Below are 21,251 nucleotides of genomic sequence, written 5' to 3'. Positions count from 1 at the left end.
TTATATCTACACCAGTTGAATATCCTGTGGCGGCTGATTAAGGTGAGGGCCCCAGTCAAGGAGAGACAAGATGGACATAGTGGTACTCGGTGGTGGCGTGGTCGGCGTGACCAGCGCCTGGTATCTGGCCAAGGCAGGTCACAAGGTGACGCTGCTGGAGCGGCGTGACGGGGTGGCCCTTGAAACCAGCCACGCCAATGCCGGGCAGATCTCCCCCGGTTACGCGGCCCCCTGGGCGGCCCCCGGCATCCCCCTCAAGGCCGCCAAGTGGCTGCTGCAAAAGCATGCCCCCTTCACGGTGCGACCGACCTCGGATCCCTTCCAGCTGCGCTGGATGCTGAAGATGTTTGCCAACTGCACCCCGGCGGCCTATGCAGTCAACAAGGGGCGCATGGTGCGGCTGGCCGAATACAGCCGCGACTGCATGAAGCTGCTGCGCGATGAGCTGAGCATCGATTATGAAGGGCGCCAGCTCGGCACTCTGCAGCTGTTTCGCAGTCAGGCCCAGCTCGATGCCAGCAAGCGCGACATCGAGGTGCTGGAGGAGTACGGCGTGCCCTACCAGTCCCTCGATGCCGCTGGCTGTGAAGGGGCAGAGCCGGCGCTGGCCCGGGTACGCGGCAAGATAGTGGGCGGCCTGCGCCTGCCGGGCGATGAGACCGGCGACTGCTTCCGCTTCACCAAGGCCATGGCAGCAGAAGCGCAGCGACTGGGGGTCAAATTCGTGTTCAACTGCGCCATCGACGAGATCGAGCTGGCGCAGGGACGCGCCGTGGCGGTGCGGGCCGGCGAGCAGCGCTTCAAGGCCGACGCCATCGTCTGTGCCCTCGGCAGCTATGCCACCGGGTTCCTGCGCCCACTCGGGCTCGATCTGCCCGTCTACCCGGTCAAGGGCTACTCCCTCACCCTGCCGATGATCAACGCCGAGGCCTCGCCGCGCAGTACCGTGCTGGACGAAACCTACAAGGTGGCCATCACCCGCTTCGATGAGCGGATCCGGGTGGGCGGCATGGCGGAGCTGTCGGGCTACAACCTGGCCCTCAACCCGAAACGGCACGACACCCTGGCCATGGTGGTCGGCGATCTCTTCCCCGAGGGGGGCGACATCAGCCGCGCCGACTTCTGGACCGGGCTGCGCCCCATGACGCCGGACGGCACCCCGCTGGTGGGCCCAAGCCCCATCCCCGGGCTCTGGCTCAACACCGGCCACGGCACCCTGGGCTGGACCATGGCGGCGGGCTCGGGTCAGCTGCTGTGCGATCTCATCAGCGGCAGCGACACCGCTATCAGCGACGAAGGGCTCACCCTGGCCCGCTACGGCTGAGCCTTCTCCTCCGTCTCTTCCCGTTTCATCCCAAAAAGGGAGTGCCTGGCACTCCCTTTTTCTTTGACGGATGTTCGATTCATTCTGCCGCCGCCCCGCCCGGCATCAGGGCGGGCTGAGCCTGCCACACTCTGGCGGGATCCGGCTCGGCGATGGCGCTCGCCACCAGTTGCTGCAGCCAGTGGCGATGCAGCAGCCAGATGGGATCCCCCTGCCGTCCCTGCTCCTTGGCGCACTGCTTGACAACATCCGCCGTCCGGTAGAAGTAGCGGATCAGGGTGGTGAGCTCGGGGTCGGGCCAGCGGCAACCAAAATGGCGCAGCCGCTCGTGCCAGAATGCCAGCTGACCGCGCTCATGCTCCTGCTCGAGCCCGTGCAGGGCCGGGATGAGATCCATCGCCTGCCACAGGGCCCCGTAGCCGACGAAGCGCTCATCCAGCGCATCCAGCGCCTGATCCAGCATGGCCAGGGTCTGCGGCCAGTCGTCGGCCTGCTGACGGATCGCCGCCTGCGCCTCGCACACCGCCGCCAGCCAGTCCATCGCCAGCCGGCAGATAATCGCCTCCTTGTTGGGATAGAGGTGATAGAGCGACTTGATGCCCACCCCGGCGCGGGCGGCGATGGCATTGGTGTTGAGCGCCGCAAACCCCTGCTCCTGCAGCAGCGCCAGGGTGGCCTGCTCGATGCGGGTCGCTACCTCCTGACTGCGCTGCTGCCGCGGCTGACGCCGCATGCAGAGCCCCTCTGGCAATGCGTGTTCCGCCATTGCGTCTCTCCCTCCATGGTCACCGAGTCTCATCACTACATGATGAGACAGACTCAACACAAGTCAAAAAAAATGCAGCAATCACTGGCATTTTCCGGCGCAGCTGCAATAAACAACTGTGCTCATATTTGCAGTAATCACTGCAATCATACAAGGAGAGCACGCAATGGATGGCAAACAACACAACCACCGCCGGGGGCTTGTCGCCCTGCTGATGACAGTCCTGCTCGGCGGCTGCCAGCAGGACAACCGCTCGCAGGAACCGACCAGCACCTTCTACTTCAACGGCAAGATTTACACCCAGGATGGCCAGCGCAGCCTGGCCGAGGCCATGGTGGTCGAGGATGGCAAGTTCCGCTACGTCGGCTCGCGCCAGGGGGCCGAATCCTTTATCACCAGCGCGACCCGCCAGGTGGATCTGCAGGGGCGCATGGTGCTGCCGGGGCTGCACGACAACCACATCCACCTGCTCGGCACCGTGGCCCTGCCCATGTGCGATCTGGATGGCCAGGCCGTCGATCTCGATCAGCTGGCTGCCAAGGTCAAGGCGTGCCTGCCCCGCTACGCCGGGCAGCCGGGCGAGTGGCTGGTGGTCAATCAGTGGTCCCCTTATGATGGCAATACCCCGACCGCGAGCCATGCCACCCTGCTGGCCGCTCTGGATGCCGTTGCGCCGGACAATCCGGTGGTGCTGCTCGGGGCGGACGGTCACGCCAGTGCCTACAACTCGCAGGCACTGGCCAGCGCCGAAGATCAGGATGGCAATCAGGTGGGCTTCAACCCCGGTAAATTGGCACCAGGCGGGGTGTTCGAGCGGTTCATCCCCTATGTGGACTTGACCAGCGGCGTCATCCGGGAGGGGGCCCGCAGCGCCATTCCGGTGCCGGACAGCGGGGTGCTGAGCGCCAGCGACGAACGGGCCGCCGCCCAGTACGAGCAGATCTTGCCAGCCATTGCCACCCTGATGGCCTCGCGCGGCATCACCGGCGTGCAGGACGCCTGCGCCACCGACTTCATCCGCCAGCGCCTGCTCAGCATGCAGGCACGGGGGCTGCTGCAGATGCGCATCACCGCCGCCACCTGCTTTCACGAAGATGACTACAGCGGCAAACTGGACATCGAGGGCCACCTGGTCAAGGCCACTCAGGTCAGAAGCGCCTTTGCCGGCAACCCGCTGATCAAGGCCGATGCGGTCAAGATCTTCCTCGACGGGGTGCTGGAAGGGGATCCCTTCACCGCGCCGCCTTTCCTGCCCAACGCCGGCATGCTGGAGAACTACCAGAACCCCCATCTGGCGCTGGATCCGGACAGCGGCCGGGTCACCATCACCGCCGACAGCGAAGACGCCGGCAGCAACGGCATCGTCAACTACCGGGAGGCGGATCTGAAGCGCTACGTCACCGCGCTGGACGGGGCGGGTTTTGGCATCCACATGCACAGCATCGGTGATCGCAGCACCCGGGTCGGGCTCGATGCGCTGGCTGCCGCCCGCGCCAGCAACGGCGATCGGGGCATCCCCCACACCCTGGCCCACCTGCAGGTGGTGCACCCGGACGATCAGCGCCGCCTCGGCGAGCTCGGCCTCTACCTCACCTTCACCTACGCCTGGACCACGCCCCAGCTCGCCTATGACATGCTGGTCACCCCCTTCATCCAGCCAACCAGGGCCGGCCAGTCCCTGAGCGAGGCGCTCTACGATCCGCTGGGTTATCTGCAGCAGGCCCTCTATCCGGTCGAGAGCAGCCGCAAGGCGGGTGCCATCTTGGTGGCGGGCAGCGACGCGCCAGTCGACAGCCGGGATCCCCGTCCGTTTGAGAACATGGCCGCCGGCATCGTACGGGCGGCCGGCAGCGACGACGCATTTCGCGCCAGCCAGCGCATCTCGCTCTCCGAGATGCTGGCCGCCTACACCATCAACGGTGCCAAGGCGGTGCGCCAGGGGGAGATCACCGGCTCCATCGAGGCAGGCAAATCCGCCGACTTCATCGTGCTCGACCGGGATCTGTTCGCCTTGGTCGAAGCCGGCACGCCGGAGCAGATTGCCGACACCCGGGTCGAGCAGACCGTGTTTCAGGGCAACACCATCTACCCGGCCCCCTGAGCCAAGCCGCTGACAACAAAAAGGCCCCTCGCGGGGCTTTTTCTATAAAGTGAGCAAGCAGAACATCAGCGTAAGCTGGCCGATTTCTCCGAAATGCTGAGACATGCAGGTGTGGATCCCTATGACCTGATGGGCAACGCCGTACCTGCCGCCTCTGCCAATGTCAGCAACAAGACGAAGCGAGATAGTCTTTTCCTAATCGATAGTCCCGTTTAATTGACCCCTGCCGAATAGGCATACCCAGCCCTATCATCCTGACCCAGTCAGTGCCTCACCCACTTGCGCGTTGTAATTTCTCAGGTTCAGCTTCGAGCTCAATGACATTGAGCGAGGCGGCATTAATCACCAGATGGGCTACTGGCCCTTGACTTGGCAGACAGTACTAGATGTGGGCTGTTTAGCCCGCCTGCTGATACAGCTGTAGTCAGGCGACTGCAATGGCACATTCATCAGCGTAAACAACGAGCTGACGAAGCCCTCCAGTGCATACTGGGGCAACTTGAACAAAACTTTAGTATCAGGGGGGTCTATGGCGTTATCGCTGTAGTGGAAGTCGCGTCCCCAGCAACCGAGGTGGGTCTGGCAATGCCAGCGTTTGATTGTTGGTCCATTCAGACAATCAACGAGCCACGTTGCACCAAGGCGTGGTTGTACTGCTTCCAGTTGCATATATTGTGTTTGAACTTACCCATATGGCGTACTCAGTGATTGATCTGGGAGATCGGATCACCGTCTGTCTGGATAGCTCTAGAATTTTTGCACAAGGCCATGTCGACATATAAATTATGTAATATACAATCCTGTAAGGTAACTTTCTACTTGTCATATTCTTTTGGGAATGGACATTCGTAGTTTATATCAATGAAATCAAGATTGTCGATTTTAAAATTAGCATATTCAACACCTATTTTTGATTTGTTTATCTTGGGGTTTGAATATACAAATACATATGCAGAAGGGCGATCTAATACACTTATTTTTTCCAGTCTGGTAGAAACCAGTCTTTTTATTTTATAACCATCAATTAACCTATCTGATATTAATATTGTGGCCATTAATTCCTTCTCACCGTACATGAGATTTTTCTTGAACTTTATTCGATAACCATCGTCTGACTTCAATCTGTCGACATAAGCCCACCCATAGTAAACAACAGGGTGTTGAGGTAGAGAACCTAAATCTTGTTCCCATACACACTTAAACAACTCTTGATACAGAACATCTTTTCCTTTAATGTTGATTCTTCTAAATCTCAGAGTCTTATCTTTTTTATATTTTATATATCGACTAACCATAGTTCGAACAGAATATATTGAGCCAATATGTCCACGCTCTCCAACAAATGAAGGTTTCCCTTTTCCTTTGTTTACTTTTTTTATCTTACTTTTTGTAGCTGCTCCTCCTGTCTTTTCACCATCATAATATGAATCAGGTCGCTCTAGAATAAACTTTTCAGAAACAGAAATTCCCAGAGTGGATTCTTCCGTTGCAATAGAACCATCCTCATAAAATAATTTCAAAGGTTTGTTTTTATCTACTTCGCATTCGGCCGAATGAGTTCCGAATTTTCGATAATGAGGTGTGACCTTCATATTTTGGCGTTCGACATCTAAGTTGGCACAAGTTACCTTTGCGTAACAATTAGAGCCAGGGCATATGAAGTTGTGTTTATCAAGAATTATACCTGACCAGAAAAGATCATAGGCTCTATCTGGATCAATATAATCATCGATATCTAGACTATAAGCGACATCTAGAGACATAGGCTCCCCTCTTTTTGGGCTCATATTAAGAATGTACATGGTGCCAACGGGCATCAGAGAGGTCAACACCATACATGTATATATGTTTATTTTGAAGTTAAGATCACATAACATTATTAGTGGGTCACTTTTTCACCCCCAGAGTTATTAGGCATTGAAGTTAACTTCCATTAACGAAAAACTGTTGGATATTTCCTTTTGTATGATCGCAACATGTTGCTCGTACAGTTATTGCCAGCGCTCCAAGGAGCGCAGCCCTTCGCTATGCTCGCCAAACCCTACTTCGTTCAACACCTCCTCGGTGCTCTCTGCTGGTGTGTCGGCCACCTTGCGGCGTAGCACCCAGCCATCAAGACGGGTTCGCTTAATGGCACTGCCCACAGCCACATCTACGAGCCGTATATCTTTACCGTACTTATTCTTGGCAAGGTCAATCAGGCGATGCAGCTGCATCGGCCACGTATCCCGTGGGCAGACAGGGTTGTCCGGGTCATGGCTCGGGGCGGAGCGCTGCATGGTGGTGGCCAAGTGCTTGAGACCCTGCGCAGTATTGCACTGGGTAGAAAAAGGCCCCGCGAGGGGCCTTTGTTATGGACTGACCGGCGCGCCGGTTTCGCTCTGCGCCGGGTGCAGCGCCAGGTTGAACAGCGCAGCCACCATGTCCGACTGGGTCAGGATCCCCACCAGCTGCTCGCCATCCACCACCGGCATATGGTGCAGGCCGCCATCGGAGAAGGCGCCCACCAGATCGTAGAGCGGCTGATAGCGGCGGGCGGTCGACACGTTGCGGGTCATCAGATCCGCAACCCGCAGCTCGGCCAGGTCCGCGGCGCCTCGCGGCTGTTGCAGCGCCCGGTCGATCATCAGGTCGTGCAGGGTGATGATGCCGGTCAGCCGGCCGGCCTCGTCCACCACCGGCAGCGCCTTGACCTGATGGTGGGAGAGCAGTTGCCAGGCCGCCATGGCCGGCTGCTGCGCCGCTATCAGGATCAGATCCCGCGACATCACCTCCTGCACCCGCACCGTGCCCACCCTGGCCCGCAGGGCGTGCAGCTGGGCCTCCTGCAGTAGCGCCTGCAGATCCTGGCGGCTGATGTCGAGCAGCTCGCCGTGCTTTTCCAGCGCAAAGTCGATGTCCGCCGCCTGGGTCGCCACCCGCTCGCTCGGCTGGGGATCGGCGGTCTGGTGGCGGTTGGGCTGGGCCTGACCGCTGTTGGGGTAACGGCGCCCCAGCAGCCGGTTGTAGCAGAGCGCCAGTAGCAGCAACAAGAGCGAATTGAGCAGCACCGGCAGCAGCACATAGCCGACCCCGAGCTGGCGGATCCCCTCGCCACCGATGACCGCGGTCAAGGCCACGGCGCCGCCGGGCGGATGCAGGCTGCGGGTGAGAAACATGGCGGCGATGGCCAGCATCACGGCAAGGGCCGCAGCCAGCGCCGGATCCGCCGCCAGGCTGGCACTCAGTACCCCCATCAGCGCCGAGACCCCGTTGCCCACCACGATGGACCAGGGCTGGGCCAGCGGGCTGGCAGGCGCGGCAAACAGCAGCACGGCGGAGGCCCCCATGGGGGCGATCAGCCAATGGACCTCAAGCCCCAGCCCCCACCGACACAAGAGGGCGGTACCCAGTAGCCCGACGAAGGCACCCAGGGCGCCGTAACAACTCTCTTTGATACTGGTATTGGTGGATACCGGAAAAAAATCCCTGAACTGCATGGGGCTCCTGCGCGGATAACATTTATTTCAAATGCGCAATTTTAACGGTATCCCCTCGCCCAATACCACCGCCAGATGCTGCCAGGCCCCTCTTATTTGGTGACGCGCGGCCTCATGGGAGTCACACAGCCATCCCTCTGCTCCCCGCGCTCGTCACCAAACTGTGATACAGCAACAAATTCTTACAAAAAAGCTGCTGACGGCCCCCTTTCCCTCTTCTCTTAACACGCCCTTAAGAATCGCAGTGTCATCTTGAGCTCATCTTCATGCACGGAGCCACTACTTATGAGCACCATCAGAGATGCCCTTCGCCGCTTCGACGGCCAGCGCCGCTGCTGGACCGCCGGGCTGGAGCGGGCCGCCCTCGCCTGGCTCGCGCGTCAAGGCCGACTGCCGGCAAGCAGCCAGCCTCCCCGGCGGATCCTGGTCATTCGCAGTACCTGCCGTATCGGCAACAACCTGTTTTTGCTGCCCTTTTTGCAGAAGGTGCGCAGCGCCCACCCCCACGCCGAGATAGAGCTGGTGTGCAGCGGCGGCCAGCTGCTCCCCTTTCTGGCCGATCTGCAGCTGCAGCGCATTCATCCGGTCAAGCTGCAGGGCAAGCGGCTGCTGGCCTCCCTGTCGGTGCTGTGGCGGTTGCGCCGTCAGCACTACGATCGGGTCTACGTGCCCTTTGCCTCCAGCACCGATCACCTGATCGCCGGCTGGGTGAAGGCGCGCGAGAAGCTGGGCTTTGATGATGCCAAGGGCGACGCCCTGTTCCCCCAGCCCCTCACCCCCAACCAGCACTGCCATTACGCCCACCAGCCGCTGCAACTGCTCGGCATGCACGGCCATCTCGCCGATCAGATTGAGCTCGGCAGCTTGCTGCACAGCGCCAGCCCACGGCTGGTGGCACTCAGGCATGACTACCCGGCGCGGCCACTCATCGGCTTTTTCACCGGGGCCCGCAAGGGCAAGGGGCTCTCTCTGCCCCAGTGGCAACGACTGCTCGCGGATCTGCGCCGCCACTACCCCAGCGCCCTGCTGATCCAGCTCGAGGATCCTGCCGATCCCCAGCCCCGGCTCGGGGACGTGCAGGTCTCCCTCGCCAGCCTGAGCGAGCTGGCCCGCTTTGCCGGCGGCCTCTCCCTCTTCGTCAGCGGCGACACCGGCCCGCTGCACCTGGCTGCCGCCAGCGGCGTGCCCTGCCTCGGCCTCTTTACCCAGACCGATCCCGCCCGTTACGGCTGCCTCGGCGCCCAGCACCTCAATCTGGTGATCGGTGATCGCAATGCCATCCCCCTCGATCACCATTGGCTGGCCGAGGCACTGGCAAGGGAACCCATGCCGCAGCAGCTGCCGAGCGCCCCCTCGCCCGTCCCAAGCCCAGGGCTTGCCAGCAGCGCCTTTGTCGTCACCCTCTGAGGGGCGTCAACCAACAAAAAAAGAGGGAAGGCTTGCGCCTTCCCTCGTTCGTTATGCCCGTACTCTCTTGTTGTTTGCTGATGCTCTTCAGGCCAGTTCGGCGCGCAGCGCCTTGGTGGCATCGACCATCACCTTGAGGGCGGCCTCGGTCTCTTCCCAGCCGCGGGTCTTGAGGCCGCAATCCGGGTTGACCCACAGCCGCTCGGCCGGGATCTGCTTGGCCGCCTTGCGCAGCAGGCCTTCAATCCAGCTCTGGCTCGGCACGTTCGGCGAGTGGATGTCGTAGACGCCCGGGCCGATTTCGTTGGGGTAGTTGAAGCGCTCGAACGCTTCGAGCAGCTGCATCTGGCTGCGGCTGGTCTCGATGGTGATCACGTCCGCATCCAGCGCCGCCACCGCCTCGATGATGAGGTTGAAGTCGCTGTAACACATATGGGTGTGGATCTGGGTGCTGTCCGCCACCGGGCTTGCGCTCAGACGGAAGGCGCGCACCGCCCAGTCCAGATAAGCCTGGTGATCCTGCTTGCGTAGCGGCAGACCTTCACGGATCGCCGGCTCGTCGATCTGGATGATCTTGATGCCGGCGGCTTCGAGATCTGCCACCTCGTCGCGAATGGCCAGGCCAATCTGCAGGGCGGACTGTTCGCGGCTCACGTCTTCGCGCGGGAAGGACCAGCAGAGGATGGTCACCGGGCCGGTCAGCATGCCCTTGACCGGCTTGTCGGTCAGGCTCTGGGCAAACTGGGTCCACGCCAGGGTCATGGGTGTGGGTCGGTCGATATCCCGGGTGATCACCGGCGGCTTGACGCAGCGCGAGCCATAGCTCTGTACCCAGCCGAAGCGGGTGATGGCAAAGCCGTCCAGCAGCTCACCGAAATACTCCACCATGTCGTTGCGCTCGGCTTCGCCGTGCACCAGCACGTCCAGCCCGATGGCCTCCTGGCGCAGGATGGCATCCTTGATCTGGGCCTGAATGCCCGCCTCGTAGGCCTGGTCGTCGATGCGACCGGCGCGCCAATCCTGGCGCAGCACCCGAATTTCCGAGGTCTGCGGGAAGGAGCCGATGGTGGTGGTCGGCAACAGCGGCAGCTTGAGATCCGAGCGCTGCGCGTCAGCCCGCACCGGGTAGGCGCTGTGGCGATCGAAATCGCTGTTGGTGAGGCTGGCGAGCCGTGACTGCACCGCCTTCTTGTGCACCCGGCTGTCGGACTCCCGATCCACGATGGGCTGGCTGTAGGCAGTGATCTTGTCCAGCTCCCCGCCATTGAGATGGTCAGCCAGCAGCCCCAGCTCGTAGCATTTTTGCAGGGCGAAGGCGAACCAGCTGCGGGTCTGGGCATCCAGTTCCAATTCGAGGGTCAAGTCCACCGGGCTGTGCAGCAAGGAGCAGGAGGAACCAACCCAGAGCCGCTCGCCAAGCTTATCCTTCAGCGATTTTAGAGTCGGTACCAGCTTGGCCAGGTTGGCACGCCAGACGTTGCGACCGTTGATGACCCCGGCCGAGATGACCCACTGGGCCGGCAGGTGCGGGACCAGCGTCTCCAGCTGCTCAGGGGCCGCCACCAGATCCAGGTGCAGGCCATCCACCTTCAGGCTGGTAATGATGTCGCGCTGATGGGCAACAGAGCCAAAATAGGTAGTCAGCAGCAGCTTGCAGGGGCCGGCCAGACGCTCGTAAGCGGTGAGATAGGCGAGGCGCCACTCGTCCGGCAGGTCCAGCGTCAGCGCCGGCTCGTCGATCTGCACCCACTCCACCCCCTGGGCGGCCAGTTTCGCCAGGATCTCCTGATAGACGATAAGCAGGCGATCGAGCAGTTCGAGTCGGGAGAAGCCGCTCTCTTTCTCCTTGCCAAGCCACAGGTAGGAGACAGGGCCCAGCAGCACCGCCTTGACCGGCAGCCCCAACGCCTTGGCCTCTTCCACTTCGTCAAACAGCTGGCTCCAGCCCAGTTTGAAGCGCTGGTCGCGGCTGAACTCGGGCACCAGGTAGTGGTAGTTGGTGTTGAACCACTTGGTCATCTCGGCGGCGGCGGCGGCCGGGCCGGTCGGCGCACGGCCACGGGCGACCCGGAACAGGGTATCGAGATCGGTGTCGCCATGACGGTGGCGGGCGGGGATGGCATCCACCAGCAGGCTGGTGCCGAGCACCTGATCGTACCAGGCGAAGTCTCCCACCGGCAGCAGGGTCACACCGGCCTGTTGCTGGGCCTGCCAGTGACGCTCACGCAGGCTCTTGCCGATGGCGATGAGTTCGGCCTGGCTGGTCTCGCCGCGCCAGTAGGATTCGAGGGCAAATTTCAGCTCGCGCTTGGCGCCGATACGGGGAAAGCCCAGGGTGTGTGCGCAGGTCATAGGTTCCATTCCTTATGCTCGTTCATCTGATGGTGAACTGGATGATTTAGCCATCCAGATGTTTACACATCCAAAATGACAAGATAAGGTGGCATTGGCTATTGAATCCTTTTCAACTGGCTCTCAAGAAATTCTCAAGGCGGGCAACAAGCCGTCGCCCAGGCACAACAAGGAGGGATACCATGGCGGTGTCAAGCAACCCGGGGATCGACATCAAGCACCTGAAAACGGTGAGCGCGCTGGCCGAGCAGGGCTCGCTGGCCGGTGCGGCGCTGACCCTCAACCTCACCCAGTCCGCCCTCTCCCACCAGCTCAAGGAGCTGGAGACTCGCCTCAATCTGGAGCTCTATCTGCGCAAGAGCCGCCCCCTGGTGCTGACCGCGGCCGGCAACCAGCTGCTGGGGCTGGCCCGCCAGGTGCTGCCGGCGCTGGCACAGACCGAGAAACAGCTGCAGGCCCTGCACAGCGGCGACGCCGGTCGCCTTCACCTGGCACTCGATTGTCACAGCTGCATCCAGTGGCTGCTGCCGCTGTTGCCCGATTTTCGCCGCCAGTGGCCGGGGGTGGATCTGGAGGTGGAATCGGTGCCGGGCTTTGATGCCATCAGCGCCCTGCTCGGCGGCCAGCTCGACTTGCTGCTCACCTCGGACGTGCAGGCGCGCGGCGATCTCCACTTCGAGCCGCTGTTCGCCTTCGAGCTGGTGCTGGTGATGGCGCCGGATCACCCCCTCTGTGGGCAGCAGACCATCAAGCCTGAGGATCTGCGTCCCGAGGTGCTGCTGGTCTACCCGGTGGAGCGGGCGCGGATGGATGTGTTCAGCCGCTTCCTGCAGCCAGCCGGCATCGAGCCCGCCCGTTGCAAGCCGGTGGACAACACCTCAGTGATGCTGCAGATGGCCGCCGCTGGCCTTGGCGTCGCCGCCCTGCCGCGCTGGGCTTGCGAGGAGTTTGTCCGTCAGGGGCTGCTCGAGGCGCGCCCGCTCGCCGAGGGGGTGCGCCGCCACATGTATGGCGCCGTGCGTGCCGCCGACCGGGATCAAGCCTGTCTGCAGAGCCTGTTCGAGCGCATTCGCAGCAAGATGGGCGACGTAAAAGCACAGTGACTTGCAAGAGAAGACCGCTGCGCCGACCAGGATCAGCTGTAGCTGCAGACAGCAGAGCCTGTTTGAGCGGATTCGTATCAAGAATGGGCGACGTAAGAGCGCAGTAATCCATACGGCAAGGCGCAGTAAAAAGCCGCCTTGGGGCGGCTTGTCATCACGCAGGGCTTCGCTATTCAAGCACCCTCTTCACAGCTCGTCGCCCCCTGCCGCCGCGGGCAGTTGGCGCAGAGCTCACCATCGCGGCGCTTGTAGTGCAGGCAGCAGCGCTGGCGCACATAACCGACCAAGCCGGCCGCTGGCGGCCAGGGCGCCGGCTGCCAGCCCGCCAGATGCTCGGCCGGCAGACCGCAGGCGGCAAGCCAGTGCGGCGCATGGGCCGCCACCTCGGCGGGGCTTATCTCGTCAAAGAACGCGGGCACCCGCACCAGTGCTGCCAGCAGATCGTCCGCCAAGAGCGGGCGCACGAAGCCGGGCCGCAGCCGCTGCGCCTGCCCCAGCGCTGCGAACAGTGCCTGCCAATGGGCCTGCAGCCGCTCGCCCGCCGCCTTGATCAACACCTCCAGCTCTCCCTTGATCATGGGCTCAGCCGGCAGGGTAAAGCCCGATACCAGCCCATCCTGATAGCCCTGGCCCAACCTCTCCAGCGCCGGCACGGCCCGCAGCCGATAGACGGCCACCATGGCAAGATAGATGGATTGCCAGCAGAGCATGCCCCAGCTGCGGGTGAGCCAGTAGGCGGGGCCCGCCTCCGGATGGGCCAGCCGCCAATACTCATGCAGCGCTGCCGCCACCTCGGCCGGCGTGGCCTGTTTGGTCACCGTCAACAGCGCCGCGGCCTCGCCGGCGGCCACCAGCCGCCCCTTGAGGGACGGGATAAGCCCGGCGGCGGCCGCGAACAGGGCGCCGTGATCCGCCAGCGCCTGCAGATCCGGCTCGCGCCGCGCGCCCGGACTGCGGGCACGACGGCCGGCGCCGCTCATGGGGTGAGAGAGTCCCGGGCGCGGCCCGGGACGCAGGGTCAGAATACGTATTTGAGTCGCGCCTCCACGCTGCGCTCTGCCCCGAACCAGCAGTTGTTCTGGTCGTAGCAGGAGTAGTAGGTCTTGTTGAACAGGTTGCTGGCACTCAAAGAGGCCTCCACCCCTTGCAGACGCTGGCTGAGCTGGGCCAGATCGTAGGAGGCAGCCATGTCCATCAGCAGGTAATCCGGCACGGTGTCGGTGTTGGCGGCATCAAGCTGGGCCTCCCCCACGTAGCGCAGGCCAGCCCCCAGGCGCGCCCCTGCCAGCGGGCCGGCCGGCAGGTAGTTGCTCCACAGCGATGCCATTTGCTTGGGCACCCAGACCGGGGTCTTGCCCTGCAGGCTGGTGGTGTCGCGAGTGATCTCCATCTCCTGACGGGTATAGCTCAGCGCCAGATCCCAGCGGCTAGTGAGATCGAGTCGCCCCTCCAGCTCGACCCCCTTGGAGACCATCTCGCCGGTCTGCAGCTTGGGCCCGTAGACGTTGTCCGGATCCGTCACCAGGGCATTTTGCTTGGTGATGTGGAACGCCGACAGAGTGGCGGTCTTGCTCATGTCCTCGGAGAGGAACTTGAGCCCCCCCTCCCACTGCCGGCCGGTAGCCGGTTTGAACGCCTGGCCTTGCTTGTCCGCTCCCGCCACCGGCTCGAAACTCTCGGCATAGCTCACATAGGGCGAGAGACCGTGATCCAGCTCGTAGAGGGCGCCAAGGCGCAGCGAGAGGTTGTCCTGATCAATCTGGGCCAGGGTGTTGCTCGCCGCCCCCTGATAGAGGGTCCGGCTGTCGGTGTCCATCCGGTAGCGGTCGTAGCGGGCGCCGCCGATGGCCACCAACCGATCGAGGCGCACCTGATCCTGCAGGTAGAGGCCGCTCTGGTACTGACGGATGGTTCGGTTGTCCTGATAGTTGAAGGCCAGATCTGCCGGCACTATCTGCTGGTGGTTCGGGTTGAAGATGTCGATGGTCGGGGCGGCATAGTCGAGGGTATCCCGGTAGAGAATACGCGCATCCAGATACTGGTAATCGACCCCGAGCAGCAGGTTGTGCTGGGCCTTGCCGGTCTGCACCTTGCCCGCCAGCTGGTTGTCGATGACAAAGCCGCGAGACTCTTCATCGGTCAGGTAGGCGTTGCGGGCCAGGGTGCGGTTATCGGCCGCCAGCGCCGCGTTGTAGGTGTTCTGCTGGTTGGCCGAGGCATCCATGTAGCGGGCGTTTTGCAGCAGCTGCCAGTTGGCGTTGAAGTCGTGGCTCAGCTTGTAGCCGAGCAGGGTCACCTCCCGGCTGTAGTGGTTCCAGTTTTCATCGCCAAGGAAGGTATCGCTGCCCAGCTGGCCCAGCGGGTTGGATTTGACCGAGCCGCTGGCCGGCACCGTGGTGTAGATGCCGGCTTGCGGGTCTTTCTGGTAATAGAGGTTGAGGTTTAGCAGGGTGCGGTCACTCAACTGCCAGTCGAGAGAGGGCGCCAGTACGTAGCGCTCCTCCTCTGAGGTCACCGCCTGGCCCTCTTTCTGTCGGGCCAGCCCCACCAACCGATAGGCAAACTGATCGTTGAGGGCGCCGGTGCTGTCGAGGGTCAGTTCTTTGAGGGTGCCCGTCCCGCTCGCCACGCTGACGCTGTGCCTGGCTTCCCGCTGGGGGCGCTTGGCGATAAGGTTGACCATGCCGCCGGGGGGCATGCTGCCGTAGAGCACGGAGGTGGGCCCCTTGAACACCTCCAGCTGCTCGATGGCCACCGGATCGATCTGGGGCTGCAGGTTCCAGTCGTTGTACTGCAACAGCAGGCCGTCGTAGAAGTTCTGGTAGTTGTCAAAGCCGCGGATGTTGAACAGATCCAGCCGGTTGACCGCCCCGCCCCGCAGCTCGGTGTTGACGCCGGGCACGTAGCGCAGCGCCTCGCTCACCGAGCTGACGCCGCGCTGTTCCAGGGCGTCACCCTCCACCACCGAAATGGCCTGGGGCGTCTCCAGGGGGTCGAGCCGGGTCTTGGTCGCGGTGTTGCGATAGGTCTCACCGAGCACGGTCAGGGTCTCGTCTGCCCGGGTCTGTGTCGGGCGCTCGGCAGCAGCTGCCTGCACAGGGCCAGCCAACAGGGCGGAGATAGTCGCGGCGACCAGGGTCAAAGGGGGGTGAGTGGCGTACATCTGATCCTCGAATGCAATGAGTGAATAGTAACAAATCTCATTTGCATTTTATTGGGTCATTTTGCCCTTGAATTAACAATTTGGGGCATGTTGGCGCGAAAGAGAGAGAAAATGCGGCCAGTTTGGCCCCATCCGGCAACCTCAACTGACGGCAGCAACGCAGGCGATGTCGAATGGATAGCAAAGCCTGGCGCAGCAAATAAGGGAAAGAGAGATAGCAGTGCCCGGCATCCTCCGGGCAAGGGAATAGCCCTCTCAGAGAGGGGCGACGGGCAGCCAGTACTCCATGCGGGCATCCGGCTGGTTGCCGTCAAAATCGGGGGCGTAACGCTCCAGCTCGAAACCGTCCAGCCCGCGATAGCCGGAGCTCGGCAGCCAGTGCAGGATAAACCAGTTGAGGGTCTGCCCCAGCTGGCTGACCGGGCCCACGTGGCTTAGCACCGCGTAGGTCTGGGCCGGCACCGGGAGGCGCGCCAGACCGGCAGGCAAGCTGGTCCCCTCCTCCATCACGCTGCCCGCCCAGTAGGGGAGCGACTCGCCGGCGCCAGCAACATCCACCACCCCCACCCGCTCCTGCCCGGGTGGCAAACCGCCCGCCGTGCGCAGGGCGCGCCAGATGGCGGGCACCGTCTGTTGAAAGTCGGGAGCGGCGGCAAACAGCCCGCGGATCTGCCCCTTCACCCCTTGCAGGATAAAACCCGGCTGGCTCTCGATCCGCACCTGTACCAGCCTGGCAGGCATGGGTTGCGGCAGGGTAGCCCGCACCAGGGGGGTACGCAGCCCCAGCCGCAGACCGCGTTTGCGATAGGCCAGCGGCGAGCAGCCGAACTGCTGCTTGAAGGCGCGGCTGAAGCTCACCTCGGAGCCAAAACCGTAACAGAGCGCCAGATCCAGCACCCGCTGGCGGCCAGAGAGCAGCGCCTCTGCCGCCTGGCTCAGCTTGAGCTCGCGCACATAGTGGGCCACCGTCAGCCCCGTCTCATGAAGGAACACCCGCTGCAGCTGCCAGCGCGACCAGCAGCTCTGCTCCGCCAGCTCGGCCAGCCCCAGCGGCAGATCCAGATTGGCGTGGATGTAATCGAGCACCCGCTCGATGCGGGTCAGCTGGCTGTACGGCTGGGGCATGGCGCCCGGAATGGGGGACAAGATGGTCATGACGAGATCGGATCTGGCTGTCGGCAAGGCGCTGCGCGCAAGGGCCCCATTAAACATGGCCGCGACCTTGGCGGCAAGCGCTGGCCGCAGCGCTCATCCTGGCCCCCTTGCCCAAGGCGTTGTCCGCCCCTTAAGCCAGCGCGTCAAGCCAGCTTGGCAGACTGTCACAAAAGTGACGCGTTTGCCTGTCAGATTGTTTGAAAACAAATATATCAATTACCTCAAAAAGCCCATAAAGTCCTCGTTCGAATCTTTTATGCAGGGAGAGCCAAGATGAAGAAAGTTGCCTTGATCACCGGAGCCCGTGGCGGCATCGGATCCGCCATCACCACCGCCTTGCTGGCCCAGGGGTATCGCATCATCGCCACCCACTCCAGCCCCAACGGGGCGGCGGCGCACGACTGGTACGGGGAGCAGGGTTTTCGGCCGGATCAGGTGCGGCTGCTGGCGCTGGACGTGGCCGACACCGCCATGTGCCGCGACACCCTGGGCCGATTGCTGCAGGATGAAGGGCGGGTGGACGTGCTGGTCAACAATGCCGGCATCACCCGGGACGGGGCCTTCAAGCGGATGACCCCGGAGCAGTGGTTCGAGGTGATCCACACCAACCTGTGCAGCCTCTACAACGTGACCCAGCCGCTGTTCGACGCCATGTGCGAGCAGCGCGATGCCCGCATCATCAACATCTCCTCGGTCAATGGCCAGAAGGGGCAGTTCGGCCAGGTCAACTACTCGGCCGCCAAGGCGGGCATGCTGGGCTTCACCAAGGCGCTGGCGGCGGAAGGCGCCCGCTTCGGAGTGACGGTCAACGCCATCGCCCCCGGCTACACCGCCACCCCCATGGTGGAGGCGATCCGCACCGACATCCTCGACAGCATCAAGGCCGACATCCCCATGCGCCGGCTGGCCAAGCCGGAAGAGATCGCCGCCGCCGTGGTGTTTCTTGCCAGCGAAGCGGGTGCCTATATCACCGGCGAGACCCTGGCCATCAACGGCGGCCTCTACATGAAGTGAGGCCGGGCCTTGTCTCACCGACTTGCGCATCGACAGAGGGCAGCCCGCGGGCTGCCCTCTTTGTTTGATCCTTGTTTGCTCTTTGTTTGCTCCGGCCAACCGGAACGGCCTTCTTCCTTACCCGGACTACGGGCGTGTCGCCGCGGCCACCACCGGCTCGGCGAAGTGACTGCGCAGGGCGGCGATCACCCGGCGCACCTTCTCTGGGATCTCCCGCTGCGGGGTGATGGCGTGGATCTCCATGGGCGGCACCCGAAAGCCCGGCAGCAGTTCCAGCAGGCGGCCCGAGGCGAGATCTTCTGCGATCTCCCCCTCCGGCTGCAGCGACACCCCCTGCCCCGCCAGGGTGAACTGGCGCAGCGGCAACACGTTGTTGCACACCACCCGCGGCTTGGGTTTGACCCTGTGCCCCTGCCTCTTCTCGTCGAAGAAGGTCAGGCCGCCGCTCAGCATATCGGCGGCCAGCCAGTCGTGATCCAGCAGCGCCTCCGGGCTGCGCGGGGTGCCCTTGCGCGCCAGATAGGCGGGCGAGGCGCACAGCAACATCCGGGTCTGGCCCAGCTTGCGCGCCACCAGAGTGGAGTCCGAGAGCGTGCCGACCCGCAGCGCCACGTCGATGCGCTCGGCAATGAGATCCCGCTTCTCGTCATCGGCGATGATCTGGATGCACAGGCCGGGGTGGGCCTGCAGCAGCGGCGAGAGCGCCCGCGCCAGCGGCTGGCCGGCCATCCCCACCGGGGCGGTGATCCGCACCTCCCCCAGCAGGCTGTCACGCACCTCCGAGAGGCGCAACTCGGTCTGGTTGAGGGTCTGCTGCAAAGACTGGCACCCCTGCCACACCACCTCCCCCGCCTCGGTCAGGTTGAGGCGGCGGGTGGAGCGGTGCAGCAGGGTGAGCCCGAGCAGGCTCTCCAGCTGGCTGATATGCTGACTGACGGCGGAGGGTGTCATGCCGAGGGCCTTGGCGGCGCCGGTCATGCTGCCCGCCTCGACCACGGCGGCGAAGATGGCGTAACGCTTGAGCTGTTCCATTATTAAATCCAGCTTATAAGTGAATGCAATTTACAACGGATTATTAAATCACATTCGGGGGCGTAGGATAGCCCCATTCCAACAGTGAAGGAGAATCTCCCATGAAAATTGCCCTGATCGGTGCCAGCGGTTTTGTCGGTACAGCCATCCTCAACGAAGCCGTCAGCCGCGGCCATCACGTCACCGCCATCGTGCGTGACGTGAGCAAGGTTGCCGCCCACCCGCAGGTCACCGCCGTGGCGGTGGATGCCCAGGACAGCCAGGCGCTGGCCAAGGTGCTCAAGGGGCACGATCGGGTGATCAGCGCCTACAACCCGGGCTGGACCGCCCCGGACATCTACGACCAGTACCTCAAGGGGGCCAGCGCCATCGTGGCCGCCGCCATCGCGGCCAACAGCTGGCTGCTGGTGGTCGGCGGTGCCGGCAGTCTGGAAATTGCCCCCGGCGTGCAACTGGTGGATACCCCGGAATTCCCGGCCGAGTGGAAACAGGGGGCCCTGGCCGCCCGCGACGGCCTCACCGCCCTGCGCCGTGAAACCACCCTCGACTGGCGTTTCGTCTCCCCGCCCGTGTTCCTGGAACCCGGCGAGAAGCGCGGTGGCTACCGGCTCGGTGCCGATCAGGTGCTGTTCAGCGGTGAACAACCGGCCGGGATCACGGTCGGCGATCTGGCCGACGGCGTGCTCAACGAAGCGGAAAACCCGGCCCACCTGCGCCAGCGCTTCACCCTGGGTTACTGAGCCTGACCTCGGTACCACACTGGGCCGCAGCGCCCGTCACACAAAGGGAGGCATCAGCCTCCCTTTTTGCATCTCTGTATTTGGGCATCTCTGCATTTTGCACATCTCTGTGCTGCCAGCGGTGCTTGCCTCTTTTTGGCTCACCTCGCGCTCACCTTGCGCTCAAGCCGGCACATGGCGGGTCAGGCCAACATGGGTGCCAAGTGCGCCGGTATATTGCCATTATCGCCGCTCAATCGGCAGCCACCCGGATGGGTGGCGAATTCTATTTCGATTTTTGTATATAACTAAGAATAATTTGTTGTTTCCGTCTTATAACTCCGAACAGTAGCATCTCCCTCAATCCAAATGACGCCATCCCTGGCAACAGGGCGGTGGCCGGTTCATCGGTCAGGGCGTCGTCGTTTTCATGTCAGGTGTGCGGGTAGCATCCCGCCCCTGGCCAGTGAGGAGGTGCACATGGAACATTCACCACTGCCTATCATCGATCTCGCCGCGCTCGACGGCGCCCCCGAGACCCGTCGCCAGATGCTGGCCACCCTTGGCCGGGCGGCCCGCGAGGTGGGCTTTTTCTATCTGATCGGCCATGGCCTGAGCGAGCAAGAACAGCAAGAAACCCTGGCGCTGGCGGCCCGCTTCTTCGCCCTGCCACAGCAGGAGAAGCTGGCGGTGCAGATGGTGCACTCCCCCCACTTTCGCGGCTACAACCAGGTGGGGGCCGAGCTCACCCGGGCGCGGCCGGATCTGCGCGAGCAGTTCGACATCATGAACGAAGAGGCCGCCCTCGATGCCGCCAGCCTGCAGCATCCCTGGCAGCGGCTCATCGGCCCCAACCAGTGGCCGACTGCCCTGCACGAGATGAAATCTCACCTGCTGGCGTGGCAGGAGCGGCTGAGCGCCATCACCCTCACCCTGCTCGCCGCCTTCGCCGAGGTGCTGGCGCAGCCGGCCGGGGTGTTTGACGACAGCATTCGCGGGGCGCCCCATCAGCACATGAAGCTGATCCACTACCCGGGGCAAGCCGCAGGGGGCAGCGGTCAGGGGGTGGGCGCCCACAAGGATCCCGGCTACCTGACCCTGGTGATGCAGGACCATCACTCCGGGCTCGAGGTGGAGACGGCCGACGGCTGGATCTCGGCGCCGCCCCTGCCGGGCGCCCTGGTGGTCAACATCGGCGAGCTGCTGGAGCTGGCCTCCAACGGCTACCTCAAGGCCACCCTGCACCGGGTGCAGAGCCCGCCGCCCGGGGTATCGCGCCTCTCCTGCGCCTTCTTCATGGCGGCGCGGCTGGATGCGACCGTGCCGCTGCTCAGCCTCTCCCCCGCGCTGGCGGCGCAGGCACAGGGGCCCGAGAGCGACCCGACCAACCCGCTCTTTTATCAGGTGGGGGAAAACGTGCTCAAAGGGAGGCTGCGCTCCCACCCGGATGTGGCGGCCCGTCACTATGGCGTCGCCCCGGCGTCGGCCAATGCGCAGACCAGCAGCGAACAGACGGCAAAACGCGATCGGCGCGAGCCACAACTCGCCTGACGCTGCCATACCTAATAGACGGGGGGCGCCACGGCGCCCTTCAGATGACACAAGCAGTTGGGCCACAGCCTGGCAATGACGGAGC

The 21,251-nt window shown here is 63.0% G+C and carries 16 protein-coding genes and 1 pseudogene; 7 read left to right on the top strand and 10 right to left on the bottom strand.

The genetic code is table 11. The annotated features are described in order from the left end of the window. Window positions 1–70 precede the first annotated feature (70 nt). Window positions 71–1,324, top strand: a complete 1,254-nt coding sequence (locus tag E5E96_RS17330; protein ID WP_011705831.1) for a D-amino acid dehydrogenase — start codon at window positions 71–73, stop codon at window positions 1,322–1,324. A 79-nt stretch (window positions 1,325–1,403) separates the two neighbouring features. Here E5E96_RS17330 and E5E96_RS17325 read toward each other — a convergent pair whose 3' ends face one another. Continuing rightward, window positions 1,404–2,090 (bottom strand): TetR/AcrR family transcriptional regulator, encoded by a 687-nt coding sequence (locus tag E5E96_RS17325; RefSeq protein ID WP_171282698.1) that lies wholly within the window; start codon window positions 2,088–2,090, stop codon window positions 1,404–1,406. 166 nt (window positions 2,091–2,256) lie between these two features. Between E5E96_RS17325 and E5E96_RS17320 the strand changes: the two genes are divergently transcribed. Continuing rightward, window positions 2,257–4,191 (top strand): amidohydrolase, encoded by a 1,935-nt coding sequence (locus tag E5E96_RS17320; protein ID WP_171282697.1) that lies wholly within the window; start codon window positions 2,257–2,259, stop codon window positions 4,189–4,191. A gap of 385 nt (window positions 4,192–4,576) precedes the next feature. Here E5E96_RS17320 and E5E96_RS17315 read toward each other — a convergent pair. The 4 genes and pseudogenes from E5E96_RS17315 to E5E96_RS17300 form a co-directional block, all read right to left on the bottom strand. Continuing rightward, a pseudogene (locus E5E96_RS17315) lies at window positions 4,577–4,883 on the bottom strand (transposase); the annotation flags it as partial. Between the two features lie 123 nt (window positions 4,884–5,006). Beyond that, window positions 5,007–5,954 carry a hypothetical protein gene (locus E5E96_RS17310; RefSeq protein ID WP_168754855.1) on the bottom strand — a complete coding sequence of 316 codons (948 nt, stop codon included), beginning with the start codon at window positions 5,952–5,954 and terminating at the stop codon, window positions 5,007–5,009. Window positions 5,955–6,182: 228 nt separating this feature from the next. After that, the gene (locus E5E96_RS17305) at window positions 6,183–6,407 is read right to left on the bottom strand and encodes a hypothetical protein (protein ID WP_168754854.1); all 225 of its coding nucleotides are present in this window, start codon (window positions 6,405–6,407) and stop codon (window positions 6,183–6,185) included. Between the two features lie 135 nt (window positions 6,408–6,542). After that, window positions 6,543–7,670, bottom strand: coding sequence for an HPP family protein (locus E5E96_RS17300; RefSeq protein ID WP_171282696.1), 1,128 nt, complete (start codon window positions 7,668–7,670; stop codon window positions 6,543–6,545). Window positions 7,671–7,955: 285 nt separating this feature from the next. On the opposite strand from E5E96_RS17300, the gene E5E96_RS17295 reads away from it, so the two are divergent. Further along, window positions 7,956–9,077, top strand: coding sequence for a glycosyltransferase family 9 protein (locus tag E5E96_RS17295; protein WP_166464509.1), 1,122 nt, complete (start codon window positions 7,956–7,958; stop codon window positions 9,075–9,077). An 87-nt stretch (window positions 9,078–9,164) separates the two neighbouring features. Here the strand turns inward: E5E96_RS17295 and metE are convergent, their stop codons facing one another. Then, the gene (gene metE / locus E5E96_RS17290; protein WP_171282695.1) at window positions 9,165–11,429 is read right to left on the bottom strand and encodes a 5-methyltetrahydropteroyltriglutamate--homocysteine S-methyltransferase; all 2,265 of its coding nucleotides are present in this window, start codon (window positions 11,427–11,429) and stop codon (window positions 9,165–9,167) included. Between the two features lie 182 nt (window positions 11,430–11,611). Between metE and E5E96_RS17285 the strand changes: the two genes are divergently transcribed. After that, a complete protein-coding gene (locus E5E96_RS17285) occupies window positions 11,612–12,532 on the top strand; it encodes a LysR substrate-binding domain-containing protein (RefSeq protein ID WP_076360592.1) in 921 nt (306 codons plus the stop codon). A gap of 173 nt (window positions 12,533–12,705) precedes the next feature. Here E5E96_RS17285 and E5E96_RS17280 read toward each other — a convergent pair whose 3' ends face one another. The 3 genes from E5E96_RS17280 to E5E96_RS17270 all read right to left on the bottom strand — a co-directional run bounded on the left by E5E96_RS17280 (window position 12,706) and on the right by E5E96_RS17270 (window position 16,850). Next, a complete protein-coding gene (locus E5E96_RS17280) occupies window positions 12,706–13,512 on the bottom strand; it encodes a siderophore ferric iron reductase (RefSeq protein ID WP_171282694.1) in 807 nt (268 codons plus the stop codon). A 38-nt stretch (window positions 13,513–13,550) separates the two neighbouring features. Then, window positions 13,551–15,695, bottom strand: a complete 2,145-nt coding sequence (locus tag E5E96_RS17275) for a TonB-dependent siderophore receptor (RefSeq protein WP_171282693.1) — start codon at window positions 15,693–15,695, stop codon at window positions 13,551–13,553. 255 nt (window positions 15,696–15,950) lie between these two features. After that, window positions 15,951–16,850: an AraC family transcriptional regulator gene (locus E5E96_RS17270; RefSeq protein WP_171282692.1), complete on the bottom strand. Its 900-nt coding sequence runs from the start codon at window positions 16,848–16,850 to the stop codon at window positions 15,951–15,953. 273 nt (window positions 16,851–17,123) lie between these two features. On the opposite strand from E5E96_RS17270, the gene E5E96_RS17265 reads away from it, so the two are divergent. Continuing rightward, on the top strand, window positions 17,124–17,864 hold the full coding sequence (locus E5E96_RS17265; RefSeq protein ID WP_011705821.1) for an SDR family oxidoreductase: 741 nt from the start codon (window positions 17,124–17,126) through the stop codon (window positions 17,862–17,864). A gap of 126 nt (window positions 17,865–17,990) precedes the next feature. Here E5E96_RS17265 and E5E96_RS17260 read toward each other — a convergent pair whose 3' ends face one another. After that, the gene (locus tag E5E96_RS17260) at window positions 17,991–18,896 is read right to left on the bottom strand and encodes a LysR family transcriptional regulator (RefSeq protein WP_171282691.1); all 906 of its coding nucleotides are present in this window, start codon (window positions 18,894–18,896) and stop codon (window positions 17,991–17,993) included. Between the two features lie 101 nt (window positions 18,897–18,997). On the opposite strand from E5E96_RS17260, the gene E5E96_RS17255 reads away from it, so the two are divergent. Together E5E96_RS17255 and E5E96_RS17250 are read left to right on the top strand one after the other, a co-directional pair. Next, complete coding sequence (locus tag E5E96_RS17255; protein ID WP_171282690.1) at window positions 18,998–19,636, top strand: NAD(P)-dependent oxidoreductase; 639 nt, start codon at window positions 18,998–19,000, stop codon at window positions 19,634–19,636. A gap of 459 nt (window positions 19,637–20,095) precedes the next feature. Then, on the top strand, window positions 20,096–21,166 hold the full coding sequence (locus E5E96_RS17250; protein WP_171282689.1) for an isopenicillin N synthase family oxygenase: 1,071 nt from the start codon (window positions 20,096–20,098) through the stop codon (window positions 21,164–21,166). The last annotated feature ends 85 nt before the right edge of the window (window positions 21,167–21,251 follow it).

Origin of the sequence: Aeromonas sp. 1805 (assembly GCF_013085525.1) — a bacterium.
Classification (GTDB): domain Bacteria; phylum Pseudomonadota; class Gammaproteobacteria; order Enterobacterales; family Aeromonadaceae; genus Aeromonas; species Aeromonas hydrophila.
Note: the sequence above shows the minus strand (reverse complement) of the source record. Positions and strands in the feature narration are given on the sequence as shown.

Coding starts and splice junctions, on each gene's coding strand:
- metE (WP_171282695.1), bottom strand. CDS start 11,429: ATGACCTGCGCACACACCCTGGGCTTTCCCCGTATCGGCGCCAAGCGC.
- E5E96_RS17325 (WP_171282698.1), bottom strand. CDS start 2,090: ATGGCGGAACACGCATTGCCAGAGGGGCTCTGCATGCGGCGTCAGCCG.
- E5E96_RS17320 (WP_171282697.1), top strand. CDS start 2,257: ATGGATGGCAAACAACACAACCACCGCCGGGGGCTTGTCGCCCTGCTG.
- E5E96_RS17280 (WP_171282694.1), bottom strand. CDS start 13,512: ATGAGCGGCGCCGGCCGTCGTGCCCGCAGTCCGGGCGCGCGGCGCGAG.
- E5E96_RS17250 (WP_171282689.1), top strand. CDS start 20,096: ATGGAACATTCACCACTGCCTATCATCGATCTCGCCGCGCTCGACGGC.
- E5E96_RS17265 (WP_011705821.1), top strand. CDS start 17,124: ATGAAGAAAGTTGCCTTGATCACCGGAGCCCGTGGCGGCATCGGATCC.
- E5E96_RS17260 (WP_171282691.1), bottom strand. CDS start 18,896: ATGGAACAGCTCAAGCGTTACGCCATCTTCGCCGCCGTGGTCGAGGCG.
- E5E96_RS17300 (WP_171282696.1), bottom strand. CDS start 7,670: ATGCAGTTCAGGGATTTTTTTCCGGTATCCACCAATACCAGTATCAAA.
- E5E96_RS17285 (WP_076360592.1), top strand. CDS start 11,612: ATGGCGGTGTCAAGCAACCCGGGGATCGACATCAAGCACCTGAAAACG.
- E5E96_RS17330 (WP_011705831.1), top strand. CDS start 71: ATGGACATAGTGGTACTCGGTGGTGGCGTGGTCGGCGTGACCAGCGCC.
- E5E96_RS17255 (WP_171282690.1), top strand. CDS start 18,998: ATGAAAATTGCCCTGATCGGTGCCAGCGGTTTTGTCGGTACAGCCATC.
- E5E96_RS17310 (WP_168754855.1), bottom strand. CDS start 5,954: ATGTCTCTAGATGTCGCTTATAGTCTAGATATCGATGATTATATTGAT.
- E5E96_RS17270 (WP_171282692.1), bottom strand. CDS start 16,850: ATGACCATCTTGTCCCCCATTCCGGGCGCCATGCCCCAGCCGTACAGC.
- E5E96_RS17305 (WP_168754854.1), bottom strand. CDS start 6,407: ATGCAGCTGCATCGCCTGATTGACCTTGCCAAGAATAAGTACGGTAAA.
- E5E96_RS17275 (WP_171282693.1), bottom strand. CDS start 15,695: ATGTACGCCACTCACCCCCCTTTGACCCTGGTCGCCGCGACTATCTCC.
- E5E96_RS17295 (WP_166464509.1), top strand. CDS start 7,956: ATGAGCACCATCAGAGATGCCCTTCGCCGCTTCGACGGCCAGCGCCGC.